The organism is Andreprevotia lacus DSM 23236 (assembly GCF_900176275.1).
In the GTDB taxonomy this organism is placed as follows: Bacteria; Pseudomonadota; Gammaproteobacteria; order Burkholderiales; family Chitinibacteraceae; genus Andreprevotia; species Andreprevotia lacus.
Genome location: NZ_FWXD01000005.1, coordinates 163,442 through 184,082 on the forward strand (window position 1 = coordinate 163,442; position 20,641 = coordinate 184,082).

Genomic DNA, 20,641 nt, shown 5'->3' on the forward strand with positions numbered 1-20,641 from the left:
TGTACTGGCTGCGTTTCGCGTGCCTTGCCAGCACGGCTACACTGGGTTTTGTCAGCCGCTCTTATTGCTTGCAAGCAATAAGTAATTCATCAGGGCAATCGCGTGGCTGCGTCTTCCGTGAAGCCCTGGCTGCAGTTGTGTCGCATTGATAAGATGCCCGCTTTATTTGGTTACGCCGATCAGGGCGCTTGATCTGAAGCGCTGCGTCGCTGGTATTCGCCGCCCCGGTGACCGGGGCGGCGCTAACCGGCAAGGATGTGCCAACCGCTTGATTTCCTTCGATGACTACGAGGGCCGCAGTGCTGTCCGGTTGGCAAGCGCCCAGTCCGTCGCGCGCACTGCGAGCGATGGAAGGCTGCGGGCTGGTGGCGCTGAAAAATATGTGCGAGATCGAACCGATTGCACTGGCGACCAGTTTCAAAATGCTGATTAACCGAAGAACGACGCGATGAAGGGGGTGGCAATGCAAGAGGGCGTGATCACCGAAGCGGATACCTGCCGCGAATTTGTCACTCCCCGTTTGGTGGAGGCTGGCTGGGGTACTGCACCGCACGCCATCGGGGAGCAGCGCAGCTTCACCAATGGGCGGATCATCGTCGCTGGCGGCAAGGTACGGCGCGGCAAGCAAAAGCGGGCTGACTACCTTCTGTACTACCGCCGTGACTACCCCCTGGCTGTGGTCGAAGCCAAGGAAATCGGCCTCCCTGCCGAAACCGGCGTTCAGCAGGCGCGCGAGTACGCCGAGATTCTCGGCCTCAAGTTCGCCTACGCCACCAACGGCCACCGCATCATCGAGATCGACTACACCACCGGCACCGAACGCGAGGTGGATCGCTACGCCACCCCCGACGAGCTGTTTGCCAGGTTGGCCGCCGCGACGCAATTGCCAGCATCGACGGCCCCTTGCTTGCTGGAACCGTTCAATCTTGTATCTGGCAAGGTGCCCCGCTATTACCAGCAGATTGCGATCCACCGGGTAATTGAGTCGATCCTGCTCGGACAGAAACGCATCCTTGCCACACTGGCCACCGGCACAGGCAAGACCTGCGTCGCCTTCCAGATTTGCTGGAAGCTGTGGAGCAGCCGCTGGAACCGAACCGGCGAGCACCGCCGCCCCAAGATTCTGTTCCTGGCCGACCGCAACATCCTGGTGGATGACCCGATGGCCAAGATGTTCGCGCCCTTTGGCGATGCCCGGCACAAGATTACGGGCGGGGACACCAGCCAGAGCCGCGATATGTATTTTGGTATCTACCAAGCGCTGACCACGGCCAGCGCTGACGTGTTCCGGCAATACCGCCCTGACTTCTTCGACCTGATCATCATCGACGAATGCCATCGCGGTTCCAGCCGCGATGAGAGCGCCTGGCGCGCCGTGCTCGATTACTTCGAGCCGGCTGTGCAATTCGGCATGACAGCCACGCCCTTGCGCGAAGAATCCCGCGACAGCTACGAATACTTCGGCAATCCGGTTTACACCTACAGCCTGCGCCAGGGCATCGAGGATGGCTTCCTCGCCCCCTATCGGGTGCATCGCGTCATCACCACGGTCGATGCTGCCGGATGGCGCCCCAGCAAAGATGAACTGGACCGCTACGGCCGCGAAGTGCCCGACGAGGAATACCAGACCAAGGACTTCGAGCGCGTAGTGGCCTTACGCTCCCGTACGCGGGCCATGGCCAAGCACCTGACCGATCTGCTCAAGGGCACCGACCGGTTCGCCAAGACCCTCGTGTTCTGCGTCGATCAGGAACACGCGGCCGAGATGCGGCAGGAGTTGGTGAATCTGAACAGTGACCTCGTCAAGCAGTATCCCGACTACGTCTGCCGCGTCACTGCTGATGAGGGCGCGATTGGCCTCACCCATTTATCGCACTTCCAGGACGTGGATAAGCCCACGCCCGTTATCCTCACCACATCCCAGTTGCTGACCACGGGCGTTGACGCCGAGATGGTCAAAAACGTGGTGCTGGCACGTGTAGTGGGCTCTCGCGCCGAGTTCAAGCAGATTGTTGGTCGCGGCACGCGACTAAAGGTCGATTACGGCAAGGAATACTTCAACATCATCGACTTCACCGGTACGGCCACCCACCACTTTGCCGACCCGGATTTCGATGGTGACCCGGAGCGAATCGAAGAGGTGACCGTCAATGATTCCGGCGAAGTCGTCGAGGCTGTCGCAGAAGAAATTCCTGGCGTTGCCGAGCCCGAAGCCGAGTACGTGGTGGAGCCGGAACAGAACGGCGAATCGGGGGGCGGCGACATCCTCTCTGATCCACCGGCCGAGCCACGCAAGTTCTACGTTGACGGCGGCGAAGTCGAAGTCATTGGCCATCTGGTCTACGACCTTGATACCGATGGCAAGAAGCTGCAGGTGGTCAAGTACACCGAATACTCCGGCCGCGCCGTCCGCACCCTGTACCCCACGCGCGAGGCGCTGCAATCGGCCTGGGCCAACCCCGACACCCGCGCCGAGGTGTTGCGCGAGTTGACTGATCGCGGCATCAGCTTTGAAGAGCTGGCCTCCAGTAGTGAACAGCCCGACGCCGATCCATTCGACCTGCTATGCCATTTAGCCTGGAACGCGCCGCTGCTCACCCGTCGCCAGCGCGCCGAGGCGGCCAGGCGCCAAGCCCAAGAGCTTTTCGCCCAACACGGCGATACCGCTCGTGAAATCCTTACGCTGCTGCTCGACCGCTACATCGAGCGCGGCATCCTGCAATTCAATGCGCTGTCCGAGCTGATGAAGGTGCAACCCTTCGACCGTTTCGGCAGTCCTTCCGAGATTGCCACCCGCCACTTCGGCGGCGTGCGGGGCATGAAGGACGCCATATCCCGGCTCCAGACGGCGCTTTACCAATAACGAGAACCAGCTTTAATGGCCAAGACCACCACGCCAACTGGCGAGAAAAAGACGCGAGCACCACGCAAAGCCAAGGCGCCACTCACTACCCGAGAAAACCTCTCGGCGCTGATCGGCACTGCCCGCAAGATTCTGCGCAAGGACAAAGGGCTCAATGGCGACGTGGATCGCCTGCCGCTGCTGACCTGGGTAATGTTCCTCAAGTTCCTTGACGACCTCGAAATCGTGCACGAGGAAGAGGCCGAACTCGACGGCAAGCGCTATCAGCCCATCATCGAAGCGCCCTACCGCTGGCGCGACTGGGCGGCCAGAGAAGACGGCATCTCCGGTGATGAACTGCTGGCCTTTATCAGCCAGGAATTCGCTGTGCGCGCTGACGGCAATGCCGGCAGGGGCCTGTTCGCCTATTTGCGTGGTCTTGCGGGTGAGGGCGAAAAAGGCAGCCAGCGTGAAGTCATCGCCAATGTGTTCAAGGGCGTGCAGAACCGCATGGTCAGTGGCTACCTGCTGCGCGACATCATCAACAAGATCAACGGCATCCATTTCTCGGCCAGCGAGGAAATCCACACCCTCTCGCACCTGTACGAATCCATGCTGCGCGAGATGCGCGATGCAGCGGGCGATGCCGGCGAGTTCTACACACCGCGCCCGGTCGTGCGCTTTATGGTGCAAGTGACTGATCCGCGTTTGGACGAAACAGTGCTTGATCCGGCTTGTGGCACGGGCGGCTTTCTGGTCGAGGCCTACGACCATATCGCGCCACAGGTGGCCACACCAGACCAGCGCCGCGCCTTGCAGTGCGACACCCTGTATGGGCAGGAAGCCAAGCCGCTACCCTACATGCTGGCGCAGATGAACCTGTTGCTGCACGGCCTGGAAGCACCGCAGATCGCCTATGGCAACACGCTGGAGCGGCGGATCAACGAGATCGGCCACGGCGAGCGCGTGGACGTGATCCTTACCAACCCGCCCTTTGGCGGCGAGGAAGAGGTCGGCATCAAAGCCAACTTCCCACCCAATATGCAGACGGCGGAAACCACGCTGCTGTTCCTGCAGTACGTCATGCGCAAGCTGCGCGTGGCCGGTGCTCCGGTGCCAGGCGGCAAACCGGCTGCCCGTGGCGGCCGTGCCGCCGTGGTCGTGCCCAATGGCACCCTGTTTGGTGATGGCGTCTGCGCCGTCATCAAGGAGGAGATGCTCAAGGAATTCAGGCTGCACACCATCGTGCGCCTGCCGCAGGGCGTGTTCGCGCCCTATACCGACATCCCGGCCAACCTGCTGTTCTTCGAGCGTGGCGGCCCGACCGACACCATCTGGTATTACGAGCTGCCGCTGCCGGAAGGCCGCAAGAAGTACAGCAAGACGGCCCCCTTGCAGTTCGAGGAATTCGCGCAGGCAACATCGTGGTGGAACAACCGGGAGGAAGGCCCGCAGGCCTGGAAGGTGGACTTTGCCGCCAAGCGCGCAGCCGCCGTCGAGGCCGCCACGCCGCATTGGCAAAAAGCCGAGGCCGCGCGCAATGCCGCCATCGCCCTGGGCAAGCCCATCCGCGAGCTGGAGCAAACCATTCAGGCGGCCACGAATGGCAACAAGGCAGCCCTGCAAGATCAACTGCGCGCCTTGAAGGCCGAGCAGCAAGCCCATGAGCAATCAGCCAAGGTGGCACAGGCCGAAGGTGACAGCCTGTACTGGCCCATTTACAACCTGGACATCAAGAACCCGCACGCCCGCGCCGGACTGGAGCACGCCGACCCGAAAGACCTGATTGCCGCCATGCGCAGCCACGAGGCCGAGGTCATGCGCCTGCTGGGTGAGATTGAGGCCTTGGTCGCCGAGGTGCAGGCATGACAGCACCCACCGTGCCAACGCCCCAGAATCAGGCCGACTACGTCGCCGTCCACACCGACATCGTCACGTTGCTGGAGGCGGCGCGTCATGCCGCCGCACGCAGCGTCAATGCGCTGATGACCGCCTCTTACTGGGAAATCGGGCGGCGCATCGTCGAGTTCGAACAGGGCGGGCAGGAGCGGGCCGGGTATGGCGAGGCAATGATCAAGCGGCTTGGAGGCGATTTAAGTCGCCAGTTCGGGCGCGGCTTTGGCTGGCGCAATCTGGCCCAAATGCGCACGTTCTACCTTGCTTGGCCAGCCGACCAGATTTTGCAGACACTGTCTGCAAAATCTCCAGCCCCCAAAATTCGCCAGACGCTGTCTGGCGACTTGGCTGCGGGCCCTGTGCCCGGCACGCCTCGGCAATCCATCGACCTGGCGGCGCTGGCACAGGCCTTTCCGCTGCCGTGGTCGGCCTATGTGCGCCTGCTCTCGGTCAAGAACCCGCAGGCCCGCGCCTTTTATGAAACCGAGACGCTGCGTTGCGGCTGGTCGGTGCGCCAGCTCGACCGCCAGGTGGGCAGCCAGTTTTACGAACGCACCGCCCTGTCGCACAACAAGGCGGCGATGCTGGAAAAGGGCGAAGTGGCCGAGCCTGGCGACGCCATCACGCCCGAGCAAGCCATCAAAGACCCCTTCGTGCTGGAGTTCCTCAACCTCAGGGACGAGTATTCCGAGTCCGACCTGGAAGACGCCCTGATTCAGCATCTGGCCGACTTCCTGCTGGAACTGGGCGACGACTTCGCCTTTGTCGGCCGTCAGCGCCGCCTGCGGCTGGACGACACCTGGTTCCGCGTTGACCTGCTGTTCTTCCACCGCCGACTCAAGTGCCTGCTGATCATCGACCTCAAGATCGGCAAGTTCAGCCATGCCGATGCAGGGCAGATGCACTTGTATCTGAACTATGCCCGCGAGCACTGGATGAAACCGGGCGAGAACCCACCCGTTGGCCTGATCCTGTGTGCAAGCAAGGGCAGCAACGAAGCCCATTACGCCCTGGAAGGTCTGCCAAACAAGGTACTGGCTGCGGAATACCAGACCGTCCTGCCGGATGAAAAGCTGCTGGCCGAGGAACTCGACAAGACGCGCCGGGAGCTGGAGGCAAGACGGGCCGGGCGCGGTGGCGATGTGGAGGGGGACGTATGAAGGCGTGGCCCTTGGTGAAGCTCGGGGATTTGCTTGAGCAGATCGACCGCATGGAGAGAGTTGATCCCAACGCAACCTATCACCTGCTTGGAGTGCGTCTCGAAGGAAATGGCCCTTTCATCCGCGAAACAGTCACAGGTGCAGAGACATCGGCCGGGCGTCTCAATCAGGTTCAGTCGGGCGACTTCATCTACAGCCGTTTGTTCGCTTGGCGCGGAGCGTTTGGGGTTATCACAGACGCAATGGACGGCTGCTTTGTCTCCAACGAGTTCCCCATTTTCCGTACCAATCAAGAACGCCTTGATGTGGGTTACTTGGCCAGATGGTTCCAGTTGCCAAACGTGTGGCGGAAAGTTGAGGAAAACTGCACAGGTAGCACGCCAACCACGCGCAACCGCTTCAAGGAGCAGTTCTTCTTCGATCTAGAAATCCCACTCCCTCCGTTGACCGAACAACAAGCCCTCGTCGCCCGCCTCGACGCACTGGCCGAGAAAGCCCGGCAGGTCGAAGCGCATCTGGATGCCGTTGAGCGCGATGCCGAGCGTCTGATCCGCAGCTACATATTTGGCCGCGAGGGCGAGCGGCCGGTGAAGCGCCGTATGTCGGAGCTGGTCTCGCAACGACAGCCAGATGTGGCCGTGGACGGCACAGCCCAGTACCGTTTTGCGGGCGTCTACTCCTTCGGGCGAGGAGTGTTCCCCAGTGCGATCAAGATGGGCAGCGAGTTTGCCTATCAACGGCTGTCCACCGTTCGTGCCGGCGATTTCATTTATCCCAAGCTGATGGCCTGGGAGGGTGCGTTGGGCGTCGTGCCGCCAGGGTGCGACGGCATGGTGGTGTCACCCGAGTTTCCGGTATTCACGGTCAACACTGAAGCCGTGCTGCCCGAAGTGCTCGACATCTACTTCCGCACGCCGGAAGTCTGGCCAACACTGGCGGAGATTAGTGGCGGCACGAATGCCCGTCGCCGTCGATTGCAGCCTACCGCCTTCCTCAGTTATGAGATGCCGGTGCCCCCGATGGACAAGCAGCTTGAACTCCGCGCCATCTACCAGCATGCACAGACCCTCAAGGCCAAACACTCAGCGATCCGCGAAGCCAATGCCGCACTGCTACCCGCGACGCTGGAGCGCGTTTTCTCGACCGGAGTGACCGACCATGCCTGACCAGCCGTTGCAAAACGCGCTGTTCGACGATGGCCGATGACCCACATATCTTTGTGAGGGGGCCGACTGCGGGCGCTGCAGCAATGGCCAACAGTATCATGCTTGTTCTGCGTAACTTGTGATTGTTGTCGGTGTTGCCATCACTGTCTCAGCGCCAAAGCCCCGTTTCGACGGGGCTTTTTCTTTGTTTGCCAGCCACCGTGGTCATTTTCCACGTGCGCCTTGAGTGTAGTGCCGTTGCTTGACTGTTTTAGGATGATTGTCCTATTCTGGGAATGATTAGGATGATTGTCCTAAGTGCCGTGCAAAACTGAATGACCCTCGGCAGCCGCCTGGCGGGCATCCGCACAATGGATTCACTGATCAACTGGACGGATTGCCATGCGCCTTGCCCCGGATAGCGCGACGACGCGCGAGCAAATCATTGCTGCGGCGGATACGCTGTTTTATCAGCACGGTTTCGAGCACGCGTCGTTCACCGACATTGCGGCTGCGGTGGGTATATCGCGCGGCAATTTCTATTACCACTTCAAGACCAAGGACGACATTCTGGCGGCGGTGATTGCATCCCGCCTGGTGCGTACGCAAGCGCTGCTGGCTGGCTGGGCGGCTGATAACGATGCGCCAGCCGTGCGGATACGCTGTTTCATCAACCTGCTGATTGCCAATCGCGAGCCGATCATGCGCTACGGCTGCCCGGTCGGCACGCTGTGCGCAGAGCTGGCCAAGCTTGGCCATCTGGCGCATGCCGATGCCAGCAAGCTCTATACCCTGTTCCGTGACTGGCTGGCCTGCCAGTTCCATGCCGCAGGGCGAGGAGCAGAGGCCGATACGCTGGCCATGCATCTGTTGATGCGCAGCCAGGGCGTTGCCGCACTGGCGCAGTCGTTTCACGATGAAGATTTCATCCGCCGCGAGGTGGCCGCCATGCATGCCTGGCTGGACGTGCAACTGGCCATGTCTTGAGCAAATTTTTCCGTTTCAACCACCTGCATCACCGTTTGGAGGTGTACCCATGTTTGTTGTTTTGCTCGAATTTGCTACCAACAAAAGCCAGGCAGCCCACTTTATGGAAGGGCACAAGGCGTGGCTGCAGCGCGGCTTTGATGACGGGGTGTTCCAGTTGTCGGGCAGCGTCCTGCCTGCTGCGGGTGGTGCGGTGCTGGCGCACGGTGTGACGCGGGCCGAGCTGGAACAGCGCGTGGCGCAAGACCCTTTCGTGGCCGAGGGTGTGGTCGGCGCAAAAATCATCGAGATTGCGCCGTCGCGCGCCAGCGAGCCATTGGCCTTCTTGCTCGCCTGAGCCGGATAGCAAGAGCCGCACCTCAAATTGCCAAGGAGGCACTCATGCACTGGAGCATCGATCGCTACGCGCAGGCGTGGCATTTCGCCACCTTGCACCATATGGGGCAGACTTACGGCGGCACCCGGCCGGATGAGCGCATTCCCTATATCAACCACATCGCCAGTGTGGCGGCCGAAGTGCTGTGGGGCTGTGGGCAGGACAGCGGTCTGGATGTCGATCTGGCGCTGCAGTGCGCGCTGTTGCACGACGTGGTTGAGGATACGCCCGCAACGGTCGAGGAGTTGGCGCAGACCTTTGGCCCGGCCGTGGCTGCCGGCGTGCTGGCTTTGACCAAGAATGAGCAGTTGCCCACCAAGCAGGAACAGATGGCGGACAGCTTGCAGCGCATTTTGCAGCAGCCCCGGGAGATCGCACTGGTAAAGCTCGCCGACCGCATTACCAATCTCTATCACCCACCGTATTACTGGAGTGATGAGAAGATCGCGCAATACCGCATCGAGGCGAGCCTCATTCTGGATGCGCTGGGCCACGCCAGCACCCCGCTGGCCGCGCGACTGACCGACAAGATTGCTGCTTACGGTCAGGCATGAACCCGGGGCAACCGGGGAGGCGTGCAGATTCGCAACAGAACGCCCCCTATATCCTCCGCTGAGCATGCTGTTGTTGCAAGGAATTGGAAAGCTCAATTAGGGTAAGCATCCCGTGAAAATGACTACCCACAAGTGAGTTTGCCATGCTGGTTTCCGAGCCCTCCGTTGCTCAACAACTTGCCGATCAAGGGCTGCTGGTGTTGCGCGACCGTTTGCGTGTACTGGCTGCGGCGGGTGACGTGCAGCGCGTCGAGAAGATTTACCAGTTGCTGGAGCAGGACTGGTGGGCGGCGGCCAAGCCGGATGATCGTCCTTATGAAGCGGTGTGTGCCGAGGGGGCGCTGTTCGATACCCGGCAAGTGGCCGGGCCGCAGCGGCTGGCCTTTCTGCATGCCTGGGTGCAGGCCTGCCCCGAGTCGTATCACGCGCACTTGATGCTGGGTATTTATGCATTGAGACGTGCGCAGGATTTTCGCGGTGGTGACTGGGCGCAGCAGGTCAGCGATGCGCAGTGGCTGGCCGCTGCCGTAGCTTGCGAGCATGCCGTGGTGCATTTTTGCGAAGCCATGCGCTGTAATCCGCGTGCGGCCATCGCCTATGCGAACATGTACGAGATCGCCTCGCGCTTTTCCGAGCCGGATTGGCTGGTGGCACTGTTTGCCGGCAGTAGCGACCCGGATGCGCGCCCCGAGGCGGATGAAGCCACCTGGCAGGCGGCGGCCGAATTGTTCGAGCCGGCCGGCCTGATCCCGCTGGATGTGGTGACCACCGAGCTGCCGCGGGGATTGCCGCTGCGTGCCGAACATGATGCCGACGACGGTGCGTTGTACTGGGTGCAGCAGGCGGCGCAGGCGCGCCCCAACTGGCTGGGCATCGTCACCAGCTATGCCTTTTACCGCACGCCGCGCTGGGGTGGCAGCCACGAAGAGATCGAACAGTTTGCCCACGGCCCCTTGTGTGCGGGCCTGAATGAAGCCGAGCGCAATGCGGTGCGCTGGATGGGCGCACATGACTATTTCTCTGCCTTTCACGATTGGGCGCTGCCTGAGCCGGGAGCTGAATCGCAGATCCGCCAGTGGCATGCCCAGTTCCAGCCCTGGCTGACCACGCCGCTGCCGCCCGCACACCGCCGCCACATGCTGGAATTGTGGGCATGCTTTCATGGCAAATCGCTGCAGCAGCCCGAGCAGGCGGTACGCATTTACATCGAGGCCTTTTCGCAAACCCCGCAGGATCTGGCTTTCGGCCCTTCCAGCAACTACGGCCACGACTTCATCTATCAGTTTCTGCGCCACCGCCAGGAGGCGCCGGCCGAATTCATGCGCGCGCTGTTCGAGCAAGCGGCCGGCAACAACAACTACGCAGCGCTGCTGGCATGGGCCGCAGTGGCATACCGTTTCGGCATGTGGGGCGTTGCAGCGGACCCGGCCAGGGCCGAAGCCTTGCTGGATGCAAGCGCGCAGCAAACCGCCGACGAAAGCGACGGGTTGACGACAGAATCGCTGGAAGGCCTGCTGTGGGAGGCCGGCTATCACGAACAGGCGCTTTGTGTGGCACGCGGGCTGGCACAGCGTGATTGCGCGTCGTCGTGTGCCTATCTGTACACCCTGCTGCGCGTGCGTGATGCGGATGACGACCCGGTGCCATCCTCGGCTGTCGCAGCGCCGTTCTATCAGCCGCAGCCTTATCGCAACCAGCATGAGGCATTGCGCTGGCTGGAGCGCGGGGCCGAGTTGGGCGCACCGCTGGCGGAATACAACTTTGCCTATCACATGACCGAGCAGCCGGAGTACGACCTGAGCCGCCCGGAGCAGTATGAACGCTGCAAGACCCTGTTCCTGAATGCAGCCCACAAGGGCTTGCACCAGGGTTGGCTGCAATTGGGCCGCGTGATGCTGACGCATGGCAATGCCGACGAACAGCGCGATGCGATTGCCAAGCTGCTGCGGCCATACGCGCTGGACGACGACCGAAGCACCAGCGCACGCGCCTGGGCCATGACCGATCTGGCCAAGGCCTATCGCGATGGCCGTGGCGTGCCCAAGAGCCTGCATGCGGCCAAGGCATGGATTACCCGCGCGCAGGAGCTGGCGCCCGATGATGGCTGGATCGGCGAATTGCACGGTGAGCTGCACGGCGGCGGTTCGCTGCTGGGGTCGGTGTTTGGCGCCTTCCGTGGCAGCGACAAGCTGGCGGCAGAGCACTACCCGCCCGGCATGCACGACTGATCCATCCCTGCGCCAGGCGCGGCCAGGCATGACCCCGGGGCCAACGGGGCGGTAGCGTGCAGATTCGCAACAAAACCGCCCCCTTCTGCCCCGTTGGCGATGCGGTGGTTGCAAGGTGTCAGAAAGCTCATTTAGGGTAGGTATCCAGAGAGAACGACTACCCCAGCGAGCTTGCCATGTCCGTTTCCCAGCCCACCAAAGCCCAGCAGCTGGCAGCGATCTGGCCGGCGTCGATATCGCCCCGACCGCTGCCGGCCCTTGCGCTCAGCGCAGCAACACAACATCGTCCGGCATGCGTGGCAGCGTCGTTGCGGGGTCGAAGCCGGTCAGCGTGGTGCTGGTGCCGTCGAGGAATTCGATCCGGCTGTAACCCTCCTTGCTCCAGGCGGCCGAGGGTTTGCCCGGGCCCCAGTAGATGGCGCCTAGCTTGCTCTTGCCGTCGTACACCTCGCAGGACATCGCCGTGCCGGCATCGGTGCAATTGCGCAGATAGCGGCCGCCCAGCCAGCCGTGCAGCACCGCCAGCGCCCGGCCGAAGTTGTTCAGGCGGTTCTGGCGCTTGTCTGCCATGGTCGAGCCCATCCACGAGGTATCGTGCGCAAACCAGTAGGTTCGTTCCACGCCGAGGTTGTGCGACACGACCAGCATCTTGGCGGCCAGACGTGCGGCATCGTCGCTCTGGAAGCTCTTGCTGAGTGGCCCTTCCTTGAATTTGGGCTGCAAGTTGTAGCCGGCCTCGGCGACAATGACGCCCGTTTCCGTATCCCAGACCGGGGTTTTGGCCAGGCCATAGCCGGCCTTGATGCGGTTGGTTTCTTCCACCATGTCGCGTAGTTCTTTCACGGTCTGGCGCGGCAGGTAGTAGTGAAAGCCGATCACGTCGCAGTACTGGCCGGCACCCGTTTTCAGAAAGGCATCCAGGCGCTTCAGGCCGTCGAACCCGTCCATGCTCGGGCAGACAATCTTGGCAGTCGGGTCGATCCTGCGCACTTCGGTGGCGGTGATTCTGGTCAGTTCCGCCAGCTTGGCAGCACTGCCCGAGAAAAAGCCTGGTGACCAGACTTTGACTGCCTCGGGCACGCGCGGCTCGTTCATCACCTCGTAGGCCGATATCTTGCCCTTGTAGCGCGTGGCTACTGTGCGCACGTAGCGCGCCCAGTCTTCCATGTCTGCCGGCTCGGCCGCTGCGCCGGGGCCGGTGTTGCCCTGTTCATCCGGCCGTGCCGATGCCCAGAGCGGGGTCTGGCCCAGCGTGTGCATCAGCGGCAAGTGGCGCGCCTGTGCAGCGGCAACGTGCTCGTCGAAGCGCTTGAAATCGAACTGGCCCTTCTGTGGCTCGATTTCGCGCCAGGTGGTGCCTTCAGCCCCCCAGATGCGCAGACCGTCGAACAGATTGTCCTGCAGGCCGTCAAAGGTGCGGTTATAGAGGATATGCTGGCCCAGAAAGACGGGACGTTCCCCTTGGGGCGCAGCGTGTGCAATGCCTGCAGACAGCGCAAGTGCAGCCAGAGCGAGGCGCGGGTTCATGAGGTAGATCATATCGGCGACCTGGAAATGAGCGGCGTCCTACACTAGCGCCTCGCCCCGCTTGGGACAAGTTAACTTATTGCAAACTTGCCGAATCGACAGCCAGTGTTTGATCGATGTAAGTCGCGTTGTCCCGCACATAGAACGGCCGCATGTGTTCATGGTCCATGAAGTGTGGCTCGCCGTCGTTCGACATGGCCGGGCAGATCGAGCCCCGGCATAGTGTGGCAATCGGGTCTATCACCCTGGCGCCATGGCGGGTGGCAATGTCGCGCAGGCGCGCCCAGATGGCCGCGTTCTTTTGCTGGAAGGCGCTGATGTCGACCATGGGCGTATCGTGGCGGCGCGACAGCGTGGTCCAGCGTGAGCCGTTCAGCATGCTTTTGGGTGAGAAGCGCTCATCCTTGGGCGAATTGAGCAGCAGATAGACCTGCTTGGTCTGCGCGAGCGATGCCACTTCCTTTTCCAGTGCGGCAAACGCGGCATCGACGGCACCCGGCTCGCCGAATGGAATCTGGCGCCCACCCGACTTGAACATCAGCTCGGCATTCTGCGGGTTCAGATAATTGTCCCAGTTGCCACCGATGACCACGACTTTCACATCGTCGCGGTGGGCAAGCTCGTACGATCCGGCCGCCACGCCCGGGCAGGCGGCGTGCGTGTGCGTCGCGATGTGGAACACGCCGGGCACGGCCGGGCAGCCGGGGCCGGTGGCAAAGATGACGGAATATTGCGGGCGCGGGTTTTCGGTCAGTAGCCGGTCGACGCGCGCTGCGTATTGCTCGACGATGGAATCGCCAATGAACACGACATAGTGCGGGTCGGTGCCAGCGCGCGTATAGAAGCTCGGCCCCGTTGCGGCCAGTTTCTTGAAGTTGCGCGGGGGGAAGTCCCAATCGTACTGCGCGGCGAGCAAGGCATCGACATCGCGCGTGGTGCTGCGTGCGCCCAGCAGGCCGCCAAACATGGCCAGACCGGCAAGGCACAGCGCGGCCATGCCTGCATACAGACCGGTCAGCGCGGCACGATTGCGCTCGCGCGATGCTTGCGGGTTCGGGCGGCGCAGGCGTTGCTCCACCAGGCGGTAAGTGGCCCAGGCCAGCACGAATGCTGCCCCGATCAGCGCAAAGCGCAGTTCTTTCGACATATTGCCGGCAAGGATGCGGCCGAAGGCAAGCAGCGGCCAGTGCCAGATATAGAGGGGATAGCTGATCAGGCCTATACCTGCCATGACACGGTTGCCCAGCACAAAGCGGTTGACCACGGCCTGCGGGCCGGCTGCGATCAGCAGCATGGCGCCCAGCACCGGCGGTACGGCCCACCAGCCGGGGAAGGCATGCGATTTGTCCAGCGTGTAGATGGTGTGCGCCAGCAGTGCGGCACCCGTCAGCGAGCACGCATGCCGTGCGGCCATGGCGCTGCGCTGCCCGGCAAAGGCCCGGCCGATATCGGCATGGCCCCTGACCGTGACGGCGTAGGCAAGGCCGGCGCCGCCCAGCAGCTCCCAGAAGCGTGTAAACGGCAGGTAGAAGACCGCGTCGGCATACTGCGCAATGCCATATACGTTGGCCGCGAACGAAGTCGTGGCAATGACCGCGCCGACCACCAGCAGGTTCAGGCGGCGACGCCACGCGGCCCACAGCAGCAGCGGCCAGACGATGTAGAACTGCTCCTCGACGCCCAGCGACCAAAGATGCAGCAGCGGCTTGGCGTCGGCCGCCGTGTCGAAGTAGCCCGTTTCCAGCCACAGCGCGACGTTGGCCACAAAGCCAGAGCCGGCGGCGATGTGTTTGCCCAGCATGGCAAATTCGTCCGGCGTCAGCACATACCAGCCGGACAGGGCTACGGTCACCAGCATCACGATCAGTGCCGGAAAGATGCGGCGTGCGCGGCGCGAGTAAAAATCGACAAAGCTGAAGCTGTTGTTCCGCAGGCTGCCAAACAGGATGGACGAGATCAGGAAGCCCGAAATGACGAAAAAGATGTCGACGCCGACATAGCCGCCGGCCAGCCAGCGCGGAAAGGCATGGAAAATGACCACGGCCAGCACGGCCACGGCGCGCAGGCCATCGATGTCCGGCCGGTATGCCGGGTGTGCCGCAGCATGCCCGTCGCCGAGCGCCGGTGCAGCCGTACTTGCGCTGGTGGCCGGGCTGCCCCGCTGGCCGGCTGCGTTGCGGTTTCTGGCATGGATGTCTGTGCCGCCGTCATTGCCCGGCGCGATGTATTCGGTGCTGTTCATCATGGAGGCTCTGGCCGGGCGGTAAATCCCGTACGCCGTTGCTGCGCCGGCTGGCTGGCGCGGAGGGACGAAGGCCCGCACGCTGCAAGTGCAGCAGCTGCACATCCGTCAAAACCCGGGATTGCCAAGCCGCAATTTGCATTGCAGTTGTCAAAGCCTGGGGAAAATTGTCGGAAATCTTAACAGTCATGCTGCATTTTCGACAGGCATTCGGCATGTAACTGTTGGTACGTGCAACAGGATTGTTTGGCAGGTTTCTGTCATGTCGCTGAAATGACGAGGTGACGGTATCTAAGCAGGCGGCAAAGTCGGGGGCATTCCAGTGTGTCGGCAGGTACTCTTGCCCCCAAATATCGCACCACCCGCGTTGACCCCGTGCAGATTCGCAACAAAACAGCCCCCTTCCACCCCGTTGGTGATGTCGCGGTTGCAAGGTAAAAGAAAGCTCATTTAGGGTAGGCCTCCAGAGAGGATGACCAACCACAAGCGAGTTCGCCCATGTCCGTTTCCCAGCCCTCCAAAGCCCAGCAGCTGGCAACGCACGGCGTGCGTGCGCTGCGTGATCGTTTGCGCACCCTTGCGGCGGCGGGCGATGTGCACCGGGTGGAAATGATTTACCGCCTGCTGGAGCAGGGCTGGTGGGAGGCGGCCAACCCCGACGAGCACCCCTATGTGCCGCTGTGCCGCGAGCCAGCGCTGTTCGATGGTGCCGTGGTACCCAGGCAGGAGCGGGTGGCGTTTTTGCAGGCGTGGGTGCAGGCCTATCCCGACTCCTATCATGCGCACCTGATGTCGGGCGCGTGCGCCCACATCCGGGCGCGGCAGTTTCGCGGCCGGGGCTTTGCCAAAGAGGTAAGCGCGGTGCAGTGGCTGGCCGCAACGGTGGCGGCCGAACATGCCGTGGTGCATTTCTGCGAAGCCATGCGCTGCAATCCGCGCGCGGCCATGGTCTATCTGCACATGTACGAGCTCAGCGCGCGTTTTACCGAGCCTGGCTGGCTGGTGGCGCTGTTTGCCGGCCGCAGCGACCCGGATGCACGCCCCGAGGGGACCGAGGAAGAGTGGCAAGAGGCCGTCGGCACCCATCTGATGCCATCGGGCCTGATGCCGCTGGATGACGTCCCCGCCGCGCTGCCGCCCGGTTTGCCGCTGCGCGCCGAGCACGATGCAAAAGACGGCCGTCTGTACTGGGTACAGCAGGCAACGCGTGCCCGGCCCGACTGGCTGGAAATCCTCACGACCTATGCGTTTTACCGCACGCCGCGCTGGAGCGGTGGCAGCCACGAAGAGATCGAGCAGTTTGCCCACGGCCCCCTCTGCGCCGGGCTGGGCGAGCCGGCGCGCAATGCGGTGCGCTGGGTGGGCGCGCATGACTATTTCTCGGCCTTTCACGAGTGGACCTTGCCCCCGCCCGGTGCCGAATCGCAGCTCCGCCGCTGGCAGGCCGAATTCCAGCCCTGGCTGACCATGCCGCTGCCGCCTGCGCAACGCCGCAGCGTGCTGGAGCTATGGGCCCATTTCCATGGTTACTCGCTCGATCAGCCTGCCAAAGCCGTGGAAATCTACGCGCAGGCTTTTGCGCAAACCCCGGCGCAGATTGCCTTCGAATCCGACAGCTGGAATGGCCATGACTTTCTTTACCAGTGTCTGCTCCACCGGCTGGCGGGGCCGCCCGAGCTGATGCGCACCCTGTTCGAGCAGGCGGTGGCCAATAACGACTATGCCGGGCTGCTGGGCTGGGCGGCGGTGGCCTATCGTTTCGGCATGTGGGGGGTAGCGGCAGACCCGGCTAGGGCAGAGGTCATCCTGGCTGCTTGTGCCGTGCGCACCGCAGAAGAGCTCTACGGATTGCAGACCGATACGCTTGAGACGCTGCTGTGGGAATCGGGCTATCACGAGCAGGCGCTCTATCTCGCGCGCGGCCTGGCCGAGCGCGATTGCGCCACTTCGTGTGCCTGCCTGTACAACCTGTTGCGCGAGCGCGAGCCGGATGAAGAGCCGGTGCTCTCGGCGGCCGTGGTCCCGTTTTACAAGCCGCATCCCCATCGCAACCAGCAAGAGGCGATGCGCTGGCTGCAACGTGGCGCCGAGCTGGGCGCACCCAATGCGGAATACAGCTTCGCACACCAGATGACCGTGCAACCGGCCTACGATCTGCGCCGGCCCGAGCACTATGAACGTTGCAAGGAATTGTTTTTCAGCGCGGCGCGCAAGGGCCTCGGCATGGGGGGGGTGCGCGGCGCGCGGGTGATGATTGCTCACGGTGGGCACGACGAGCAGCTGGATGCCGTCAACAAGGTGTTGCGGCCCTATGCGCTCGACGACGAGCTGGATGCCTACGATCGCGCCTGTGCCATGTACGATCTGGCCAAGGCCTATCGCGATGGCAGCAGCGTGCCGCAGAGCCAGCATGTGGCCAAGGCCTGGATTACCCGCGCGCGCGAGCTGGCACCTGATGACCACTGGATCATCAAGCTGCATGCCGAGCTGCACGGCGGCGGCTCCTTGCTGGGCTCGCTGCGCAATGCGCTGCGCCACAACAGGCTGGCGCCGGAACATTATCCGCCGGGCATGCATGACTGAGCGCCGCGTGTTCTGTTTGGCTGTACCTGCGCGCATGCGGCATCAAGCACCCGGCCAGGCCGGGCGCGCACCAGTGTTGAAGGGCGATACAGCGGCGCTGCCCTGCTTTAATCCACACCCCCCGCCCTCGCCGCCGCGAGGGGGCCTCGCTGTGCTCGTCAGCGGCAGGAATGACATTGCCGGGTGCCGCGTGTTCTTTTTGCCTGTACCTGCGCGCGTGCGGCATCAAGCCCCCGGCCAGGCCGGGCGCGCACCAGTGTTGAAGGGGAATGCAGCGGCGCGCTCCTGCTGTGTTCCACACCACTCGCAGTCGCAAGGCGCTAGCCGGCCTCGGGCCAATCTTCCATGCAGGCAACCATGAGCAACGCAGCGCGTAGCCCCGATCACGATGACGCCCGCGCCGAGCCGCGCGCCCGCATGCTGGGCTGGCTGCTGCTGGGTGATGTGGCGGTCTATGGCGTGATCGTACTGCTGTTCAGCCTGCCGCTGCTGGCTGGCTGGCTGGGGGGCATGTTGTGGTTCTGGGTGCTGGTGTTTACCGTCTCCTGGCCGGGCGTGGCCTATGTGCGCTTGCTGCTGCAGGCGCGGCGCGCCGAGCCGGATACGCAGGAAGCGGACGAGCTGCTGGTTGACCCGGCCAGCGTGCCGGTGCTGGCTGGCGTGCTGCGCGAGATCGAACAAGGGTTGGGCATGCGGCATGGCACGCAGATCGCGCTGGATGGCCGCATGAATGCCAGCATCCGTCTGGTGCAGCAGGGGCGGCGGCAGCGGCGCCGGCTGACCATCGGCCTGCCGGTGCTGCTGGCGCTGGACGAGCCATGCTGCCGCGCCATGCTGTTGCATGAATGCGCGCATCTGGCGCGCGAGCATGGCCGCTGGTCGCAGTGGTTCCATGTGCGCTTGCAGTGGTGGCGGCGGCTGGCCGATATCCACCGGCAGAACCACGCCATGTTTACCGTGCCGCTGCGTTTGTTCCTGCGCTGGTATGTGCCACGCCTGTGGCTGCGCCGGCTGGCTTTTTCCCGCGTGTGCGAGCGCATGGCCGACCAGTGGGCCGTCCAGCAGGGGGGCGCTGCGGCAGGGCGCTTGCATCTGGCGATGGCGGTGCAGGACCGCACGCTAAGCAACTATTGGCAGACACTGTATGCCGGTGCTGGCCGGCAAGGGATAGCCGCGGTGACGCCATATCAAATGCTGCTGAGCGTGCCGCAACATGCATTGCCGGTTGATCAGGCGCAGGCGCGCGCCTGGCTGGATGCTGCGCTGGCAGAGCCTGCCGCCGAGGGCGATACCCACCCGGTCTTGCTCGAGCGCCTGCAGATGGCCGGTGTGCACCCCGGGCAACTGCCGGCAGACTGGCCCTGGCAATGGCCGGCCCGCCCGGCTGCCACCGTCTGGCTGGGCAAGGCGCTGCCGGCGCTGGCCGCGCGGCTGGATGAGCACTGGCAGCAAGCGGCCGAGCCTTACTGGCAGCAGGCCGCCGATGCGGCCGGCGCGCGCACGGCGGAGTACCACGCCACGCGGCGGCGGCAGCAGATCCAGCGCCTGAACGCCGATGACTGGTTTGTGCTGGCTGTTTACCAGCGCGGGCAGGGCGCGGCTGAGTGGGTCGATGCCTTGCGGCAGGGGCTGGCGCTGGATGCGCGCCATGCCGGCCTGAACCGCCTGTTGGCCGAGCAGACCGCCAAGCGGGGCGACTGGGCTGCGGCCAGCCGGCGCTGGCAGATCGTGCTGGCCGATCCCGAGGCCGAGCGCGAAACCCCGCTGTGCGAGCTGCTGGCCTGCGCGCTGCGCCTGACCGACACGGCGCTGGCCACCTGGTGCCGCAGCGAGCTGGCGGCGCTGTATGTCTACGCCGAGTCGCCCGAGCTGTATCCGCACGGGCTGGGGCAGGCCGAGCTGGCCAAGGTGCGCAACGACCTGGACTTGCTGCTGCGCAGCGCCAACGCGGTGTGGCTGTTTCGCCAGTCGGAAGACGCCGCTGCGCCGGAGTGGTTGCTGCTGATCAAGGCCTGGGATGACTGGCTGCTGCGCACCGTGGCCAACGCCACCGGCCAGATCGAAGCCACCCGCGCGGCCTGCAACCGCCTGCTGCCCGAGGTACTGGGCAAAACCCATCTGAAACTGGCGGTGGATTATCTGCTGCCCGGTGATGTGCGCTTGGCTGCCTGCGTGGACGCCGCCAAACTGTAGCGGCAGGTGGATGTGTTCACAGCCTGCCTGTGATTAGTGCCGTGCCGGCGCAGTGCATCTCTGTTGATAATCGCCATGTATTGTTCCTGTTACGGAGTTGTCATGGCTGTTGTTGCACCTTCCCGCAAGGCGATCTGCCTTGTCCTGTCCGCGTCGCTGCTGCTGGGCGCCTGCGCCACCAATGATCTGGGCGACAAGCGCGACCTGAACAAGACCGAGATGGGCGCCATCATCGGCGCGGTGGGCGGCGCCGTGGTGGGCGCGGCGGTAAATCACCGCAATCGCGGCAAGGGCGCGTTGATTGGCGCGGTGGGTGGCGGTCTGGCCGGCGCCGGCATCGGTTATTACATGGACCAGCAGGCCAAGGATCTGCAAAAGCAGCTGGCGCCGGAAATCGGCCGGGGCGAGATCGTACTGCAAAAGCGCAGCGACAATACGCTGGTGGTCAGCATGACCTCGACCACCGGTTTCGACACCAACTCGGCCATGCTCAAAGCCGGCTATACGCCGACGCTGGACAAGATCGCCCGCGTGGTGAACCAGTATGGCAAGACGGCCATCACCATCATTGGCCACACCGACAATGTGGGCAAGGATGCCTACAACCAGCAATTGTCCGAGCAGCGCGCCCGCGCGGTATCGGATTACTTCGTCGGCCGCCAGGTGAACCCGGTGCGCTTGGACAGCTATGGCAAGGGCGAGCTGGAACCGCGCGCCAGCAACGACACCGAAGCCGGCCGGGCCATGAACCGCCGGGTGGAGTTGTGGATCATGCCGGTGACGGCAAGCTGATGGTGCGTGATGCTGGCGCTTGTGAGCTGTCGTGATGAGATTTAGCGCCTGCGGCGCGGCGTTTTGGTGCCGGTTCCGCCCGGCGGGCAGGTCAAGGGGGCGTCTCGCCACCCCCT

Annotated in this window: 13 protein-coding genes; 11 read left to right on the plus strand and 2 right to left on the minus strand. The window is 63.4% G+C overall.

Annotated elements, in window-relative coordinates; translation table 11 throughout:
* The first annotated feature begins 463 nt into the window (after nt 1-463).
* The 8 genes from hsdR (at nt 464) to B9A19_RS06005 (ending at nt 11,188) form a co-directional block, all read left to right on the plus strand.
* The gene (hsdR, locus tag B9A19_RS05970; RefSeq protein ID WP_176216805.1) at nt 464-2,863 is read left to right on the plus strand and encodes an EcoAI/FtnUII family type I restriction enzme subunit R; all 2,400 of its coding nucleotides are present in this window, start codon (nt 464-466) and stop codon (nt 2,861-2,863) included.
* Nucleotides 2,864-2,878: 15 nt separating this feature from the next.
* Nucleotides 2,879-4,711 (plus strand): class I SAM-dependent DNA methyltransferase, encoded by a 1,833-nt coding sequence (locus B9A19_RS05975; protein ID WP_084089855.1) that lies wholly within the window; start codon nt 2,879-2,881, stop codon nt 4,709-4,711.
* Nucleotides 4,708-5,898 carry a PDDEXK nuclease domain-containing protein gene (locus tag B9A19_RS05980; RefSeq protein WP_084089856.1) on the plus strand — a complete coding sequence of 397 codons (1,191 nt, stop codon included), beginning with the start codon at nt 4,708-4,710 and terminating at the stop codon, nt 5,896-5,898. Before B9A19_RS05975 ends, B9A19_RS05980 begins: the two co-directional genes overlap by 4 nt.
* Entirely contained in the window at nt 5,895-7,064 is a 1,170-nt protein-coding gene (locus tag B9A19_RS05985; protein ID WP_084089857.1) for a restriction endonuclease subunit S, read from the plus strand. Before B9A19_RS05980 ends, B9A19_RS05985 begins: the two co-directional genes overlap by 4 nt.
* Before the next feature lie 381 nt (nt 7,065-7,445).
* Nucleotides 7,446-8,030, plus strand: a complete 585-nt coding sequence (locus tag B9A19_RS05990; protein ID WP_084089858.1) for a TetR/AcrR family transcriptional regulator — start codon at nt 7,446-7,448, stop codon at nt 8,028-8,030.
* A gap of 49 nt (nt 8,031-8,079) precedes the next feature.
* Nucleotides 8,080-8,367: a YciI family protein gene (locus B9A19_RS05995; protein WP_084089859.1), complete on the plus strand. Its 288-nt coding sequence runs from the start codon at nt 8,080-8,082 to the stop codon at nt 8,365-8,367.
* A 44-nt stretch (nt 8,368-8,411) separates the two neighbouring features.
* Nucleotides 8,412-8,960 (plus strand): HD domain-containing protein, encoded by a 549-nt coding sequence (locus tag B9A19_RS06000; protein ID WP_084089860.1) that lies wholly within the window; start codon nt 8,412-8,414, stop codon nt 8,958-8,960.
* A 143-nt stretch (nt 8,961-9,103) separates the two neighbouring features.
* Nucleotides 9,104-11,188, plus strand: a complete 2,085-nt coding sequence (locus tag B9A19_RS06005; protein ID WP_084089861.1) for a DUF4034 domain-containing protein — start codon at nt 9,104-9,106, stop codon at nt 11,186-11,188.
* Nucleotides 11,189-11,452: 264 nt separating this feature from the next.
* Here the strand turns inward: B9A19_RS06005 and B9A19_RS06010 are convergent, their stop codons facing one another.
* Nucleotides 11,453-12,715, minus strand: coding sequence for an endo-1,4-beta-xylanase (locus B9A19_RS06010; protein WP_176216806.1), 1,263 nt, complete (start codon nt 12,713-12,715; stop codon nt 11,453-11,455).
* A gap of 76 nt (nt 12,716-12,791) precedes the next feature.
* Complete coding sequence (locus tag B9A19_RS06015; protein ID WP_176216807.1) at nt 12,792-14,960, minus strand: acyltransferase family protein; 2,169 nt, start codon at nt 14,958-14,960, stop codon at nt 12,792-12,794.
* Nucleotides 14,961-15,455: 495 nt separating this feature from the next.
* Here B9A19_RS06015 and B9A19_RS06020 point away from each other — a divergent pair, with 495 nt between their 5' ends.
* The 3 genes from B9A19_RS06020 (at nt 15,456) to B9A19_RS06030 (ending at nt 20,525) form a co-directional block, all read left to right on the plus strand.
* A complete protein-coding gene (locus B9A19_RS06020; RefSeq protein WP_084089864.1) occupies nt 15,456-17,540 on the plus strand; it encodes a DUF4034 domain-containing protein in 2,085 nt (694 codons plus the stop codon).
* Nucleotides 17,541-17,897: 357 nt separating this feature from the next.
* Entirely contained in the window at nt 17,898-19,733 is a 1,836-nt protein-coding gene (locus B9A19_RS06025; RefSeq protein ID WP_176216808.1) for a M48 family metalloprotease, read from the plus strand.
* Nucleotides 19,734-19,835: 102 nt separating this feature from the next.
* Nucleotides 19,836-20,525, plus strand: a complete 690-nt coding sequence (locus tag B9A19_RS06030; RefSeq protein ID WP_084089866.1) for a YiaD family glycine zipper/OmpA-like lipoprotein — start codon at nt 19,836-19,838, stop codon at nt 20,523-20,525.
* The last annotated feature ends 116 nt before the right edge of the window (nt 20,526-20,641 follow it).

What these genes read in the sequence shown, in the direction of transcription:
- B9A19_RS05975 (WP_084089855.1), top strand. Translation starts at nt 2,879, where the DNA reads ATGGCCAAGACCACCACGCCAACTGGCGAGAAAAAGACGCGAGCACCA.
- B9A19_RS06010 (WP_176216806.1), bottom strand. Translation starts at nt 12,715, where the DNA reads ATGAACCCGCGCCTCGCTCTGGCTGCACTTGCGCTGTCTGCAGGCATT.
- B9A19_RS06005 (WP_084089861.1), top strand. Translation starts at nt 9,104, where the DNA reads ATGCTGGTTTCCGAGCCCTCCGTTGCTCAACAACTTGCCGATCAAGGG.
- B9A19_RS06030 (WP_084089866.1), top strand. Translation starts at nt 19,836, where the DNA reads ATGGCTGTTGTTGCACCTTCCCGCAAGGCGATCTGCCTTGTCCTGTCC.
- B9A19_RS05980 (WP_084089856.1), top strand. Translation starts at nt 4,708, where the DNA reads ATGACAGCACCCACCGTGCCAACGCCCCAGAATCAGGCCGACTACGTC.
- B9A19_RS06020 (WP_084089864.1), top strand. Translation starts at nt 15,456, where the DNA reads ATGTCCGTTTCCCAGCCCTCCAAAGCCCAGCAGCTGGCAACGCACGGC.
- hsdR (WP_176216805.1), top strand. Translation starts at nt 464, where the DNA reads ATGCAAGAGGGCGTGATCACCGAAGCGGATACCTGCCGCGAATTTGTC.
- B9A19_RS06025 (WP_176216808.1), top strand. Translation starts at nt 17,898, where the DNA reads ATGAGCAACGCAGCGCGTAGCCCCGATCACGATGACGCCCGCGCCGAG.
- B9A19_RS05985 (WP_084089857.1), top strand. Translation starts at nt 5,895, where the DNA reads ATGAAGGCGTGGCCCTTGGTGAAGCTCGGGGATTTGCTTGAGCAGATC.
- B9A19_RS05995 (WP_084089859.1), top strand. Translation starts at nt 8,080, where the DNA reads ATGTTTGTTGTTTTGCTCGAATTTGCTACCAACAAAAGCCAGGCAGCC.
- B9A19_RS06000 (WP_084089860.1), top strand. Translation starts at nt 8,412, where the DNA reads ATGCACTGGAGCATCGATCGCTACGCGCAGGCGTGGCATTTCGCCACC.
- B9A19_RS05990 (WP_084089858.1), top strand. Translation starts at nt 7,446, where the DNA reads ATGCGCCTTGCCCCGGATAGCGCGACGACGCGCGAGCAAATCATTGCT.
- B9A19_RS06015 (WP_176216807.1), bottom strand. Translation starts at nt 14,960, where the DNA reads ATGATGAACAGCACCGAATACATCGCGCCGGGCAATGACGGCGGCACA.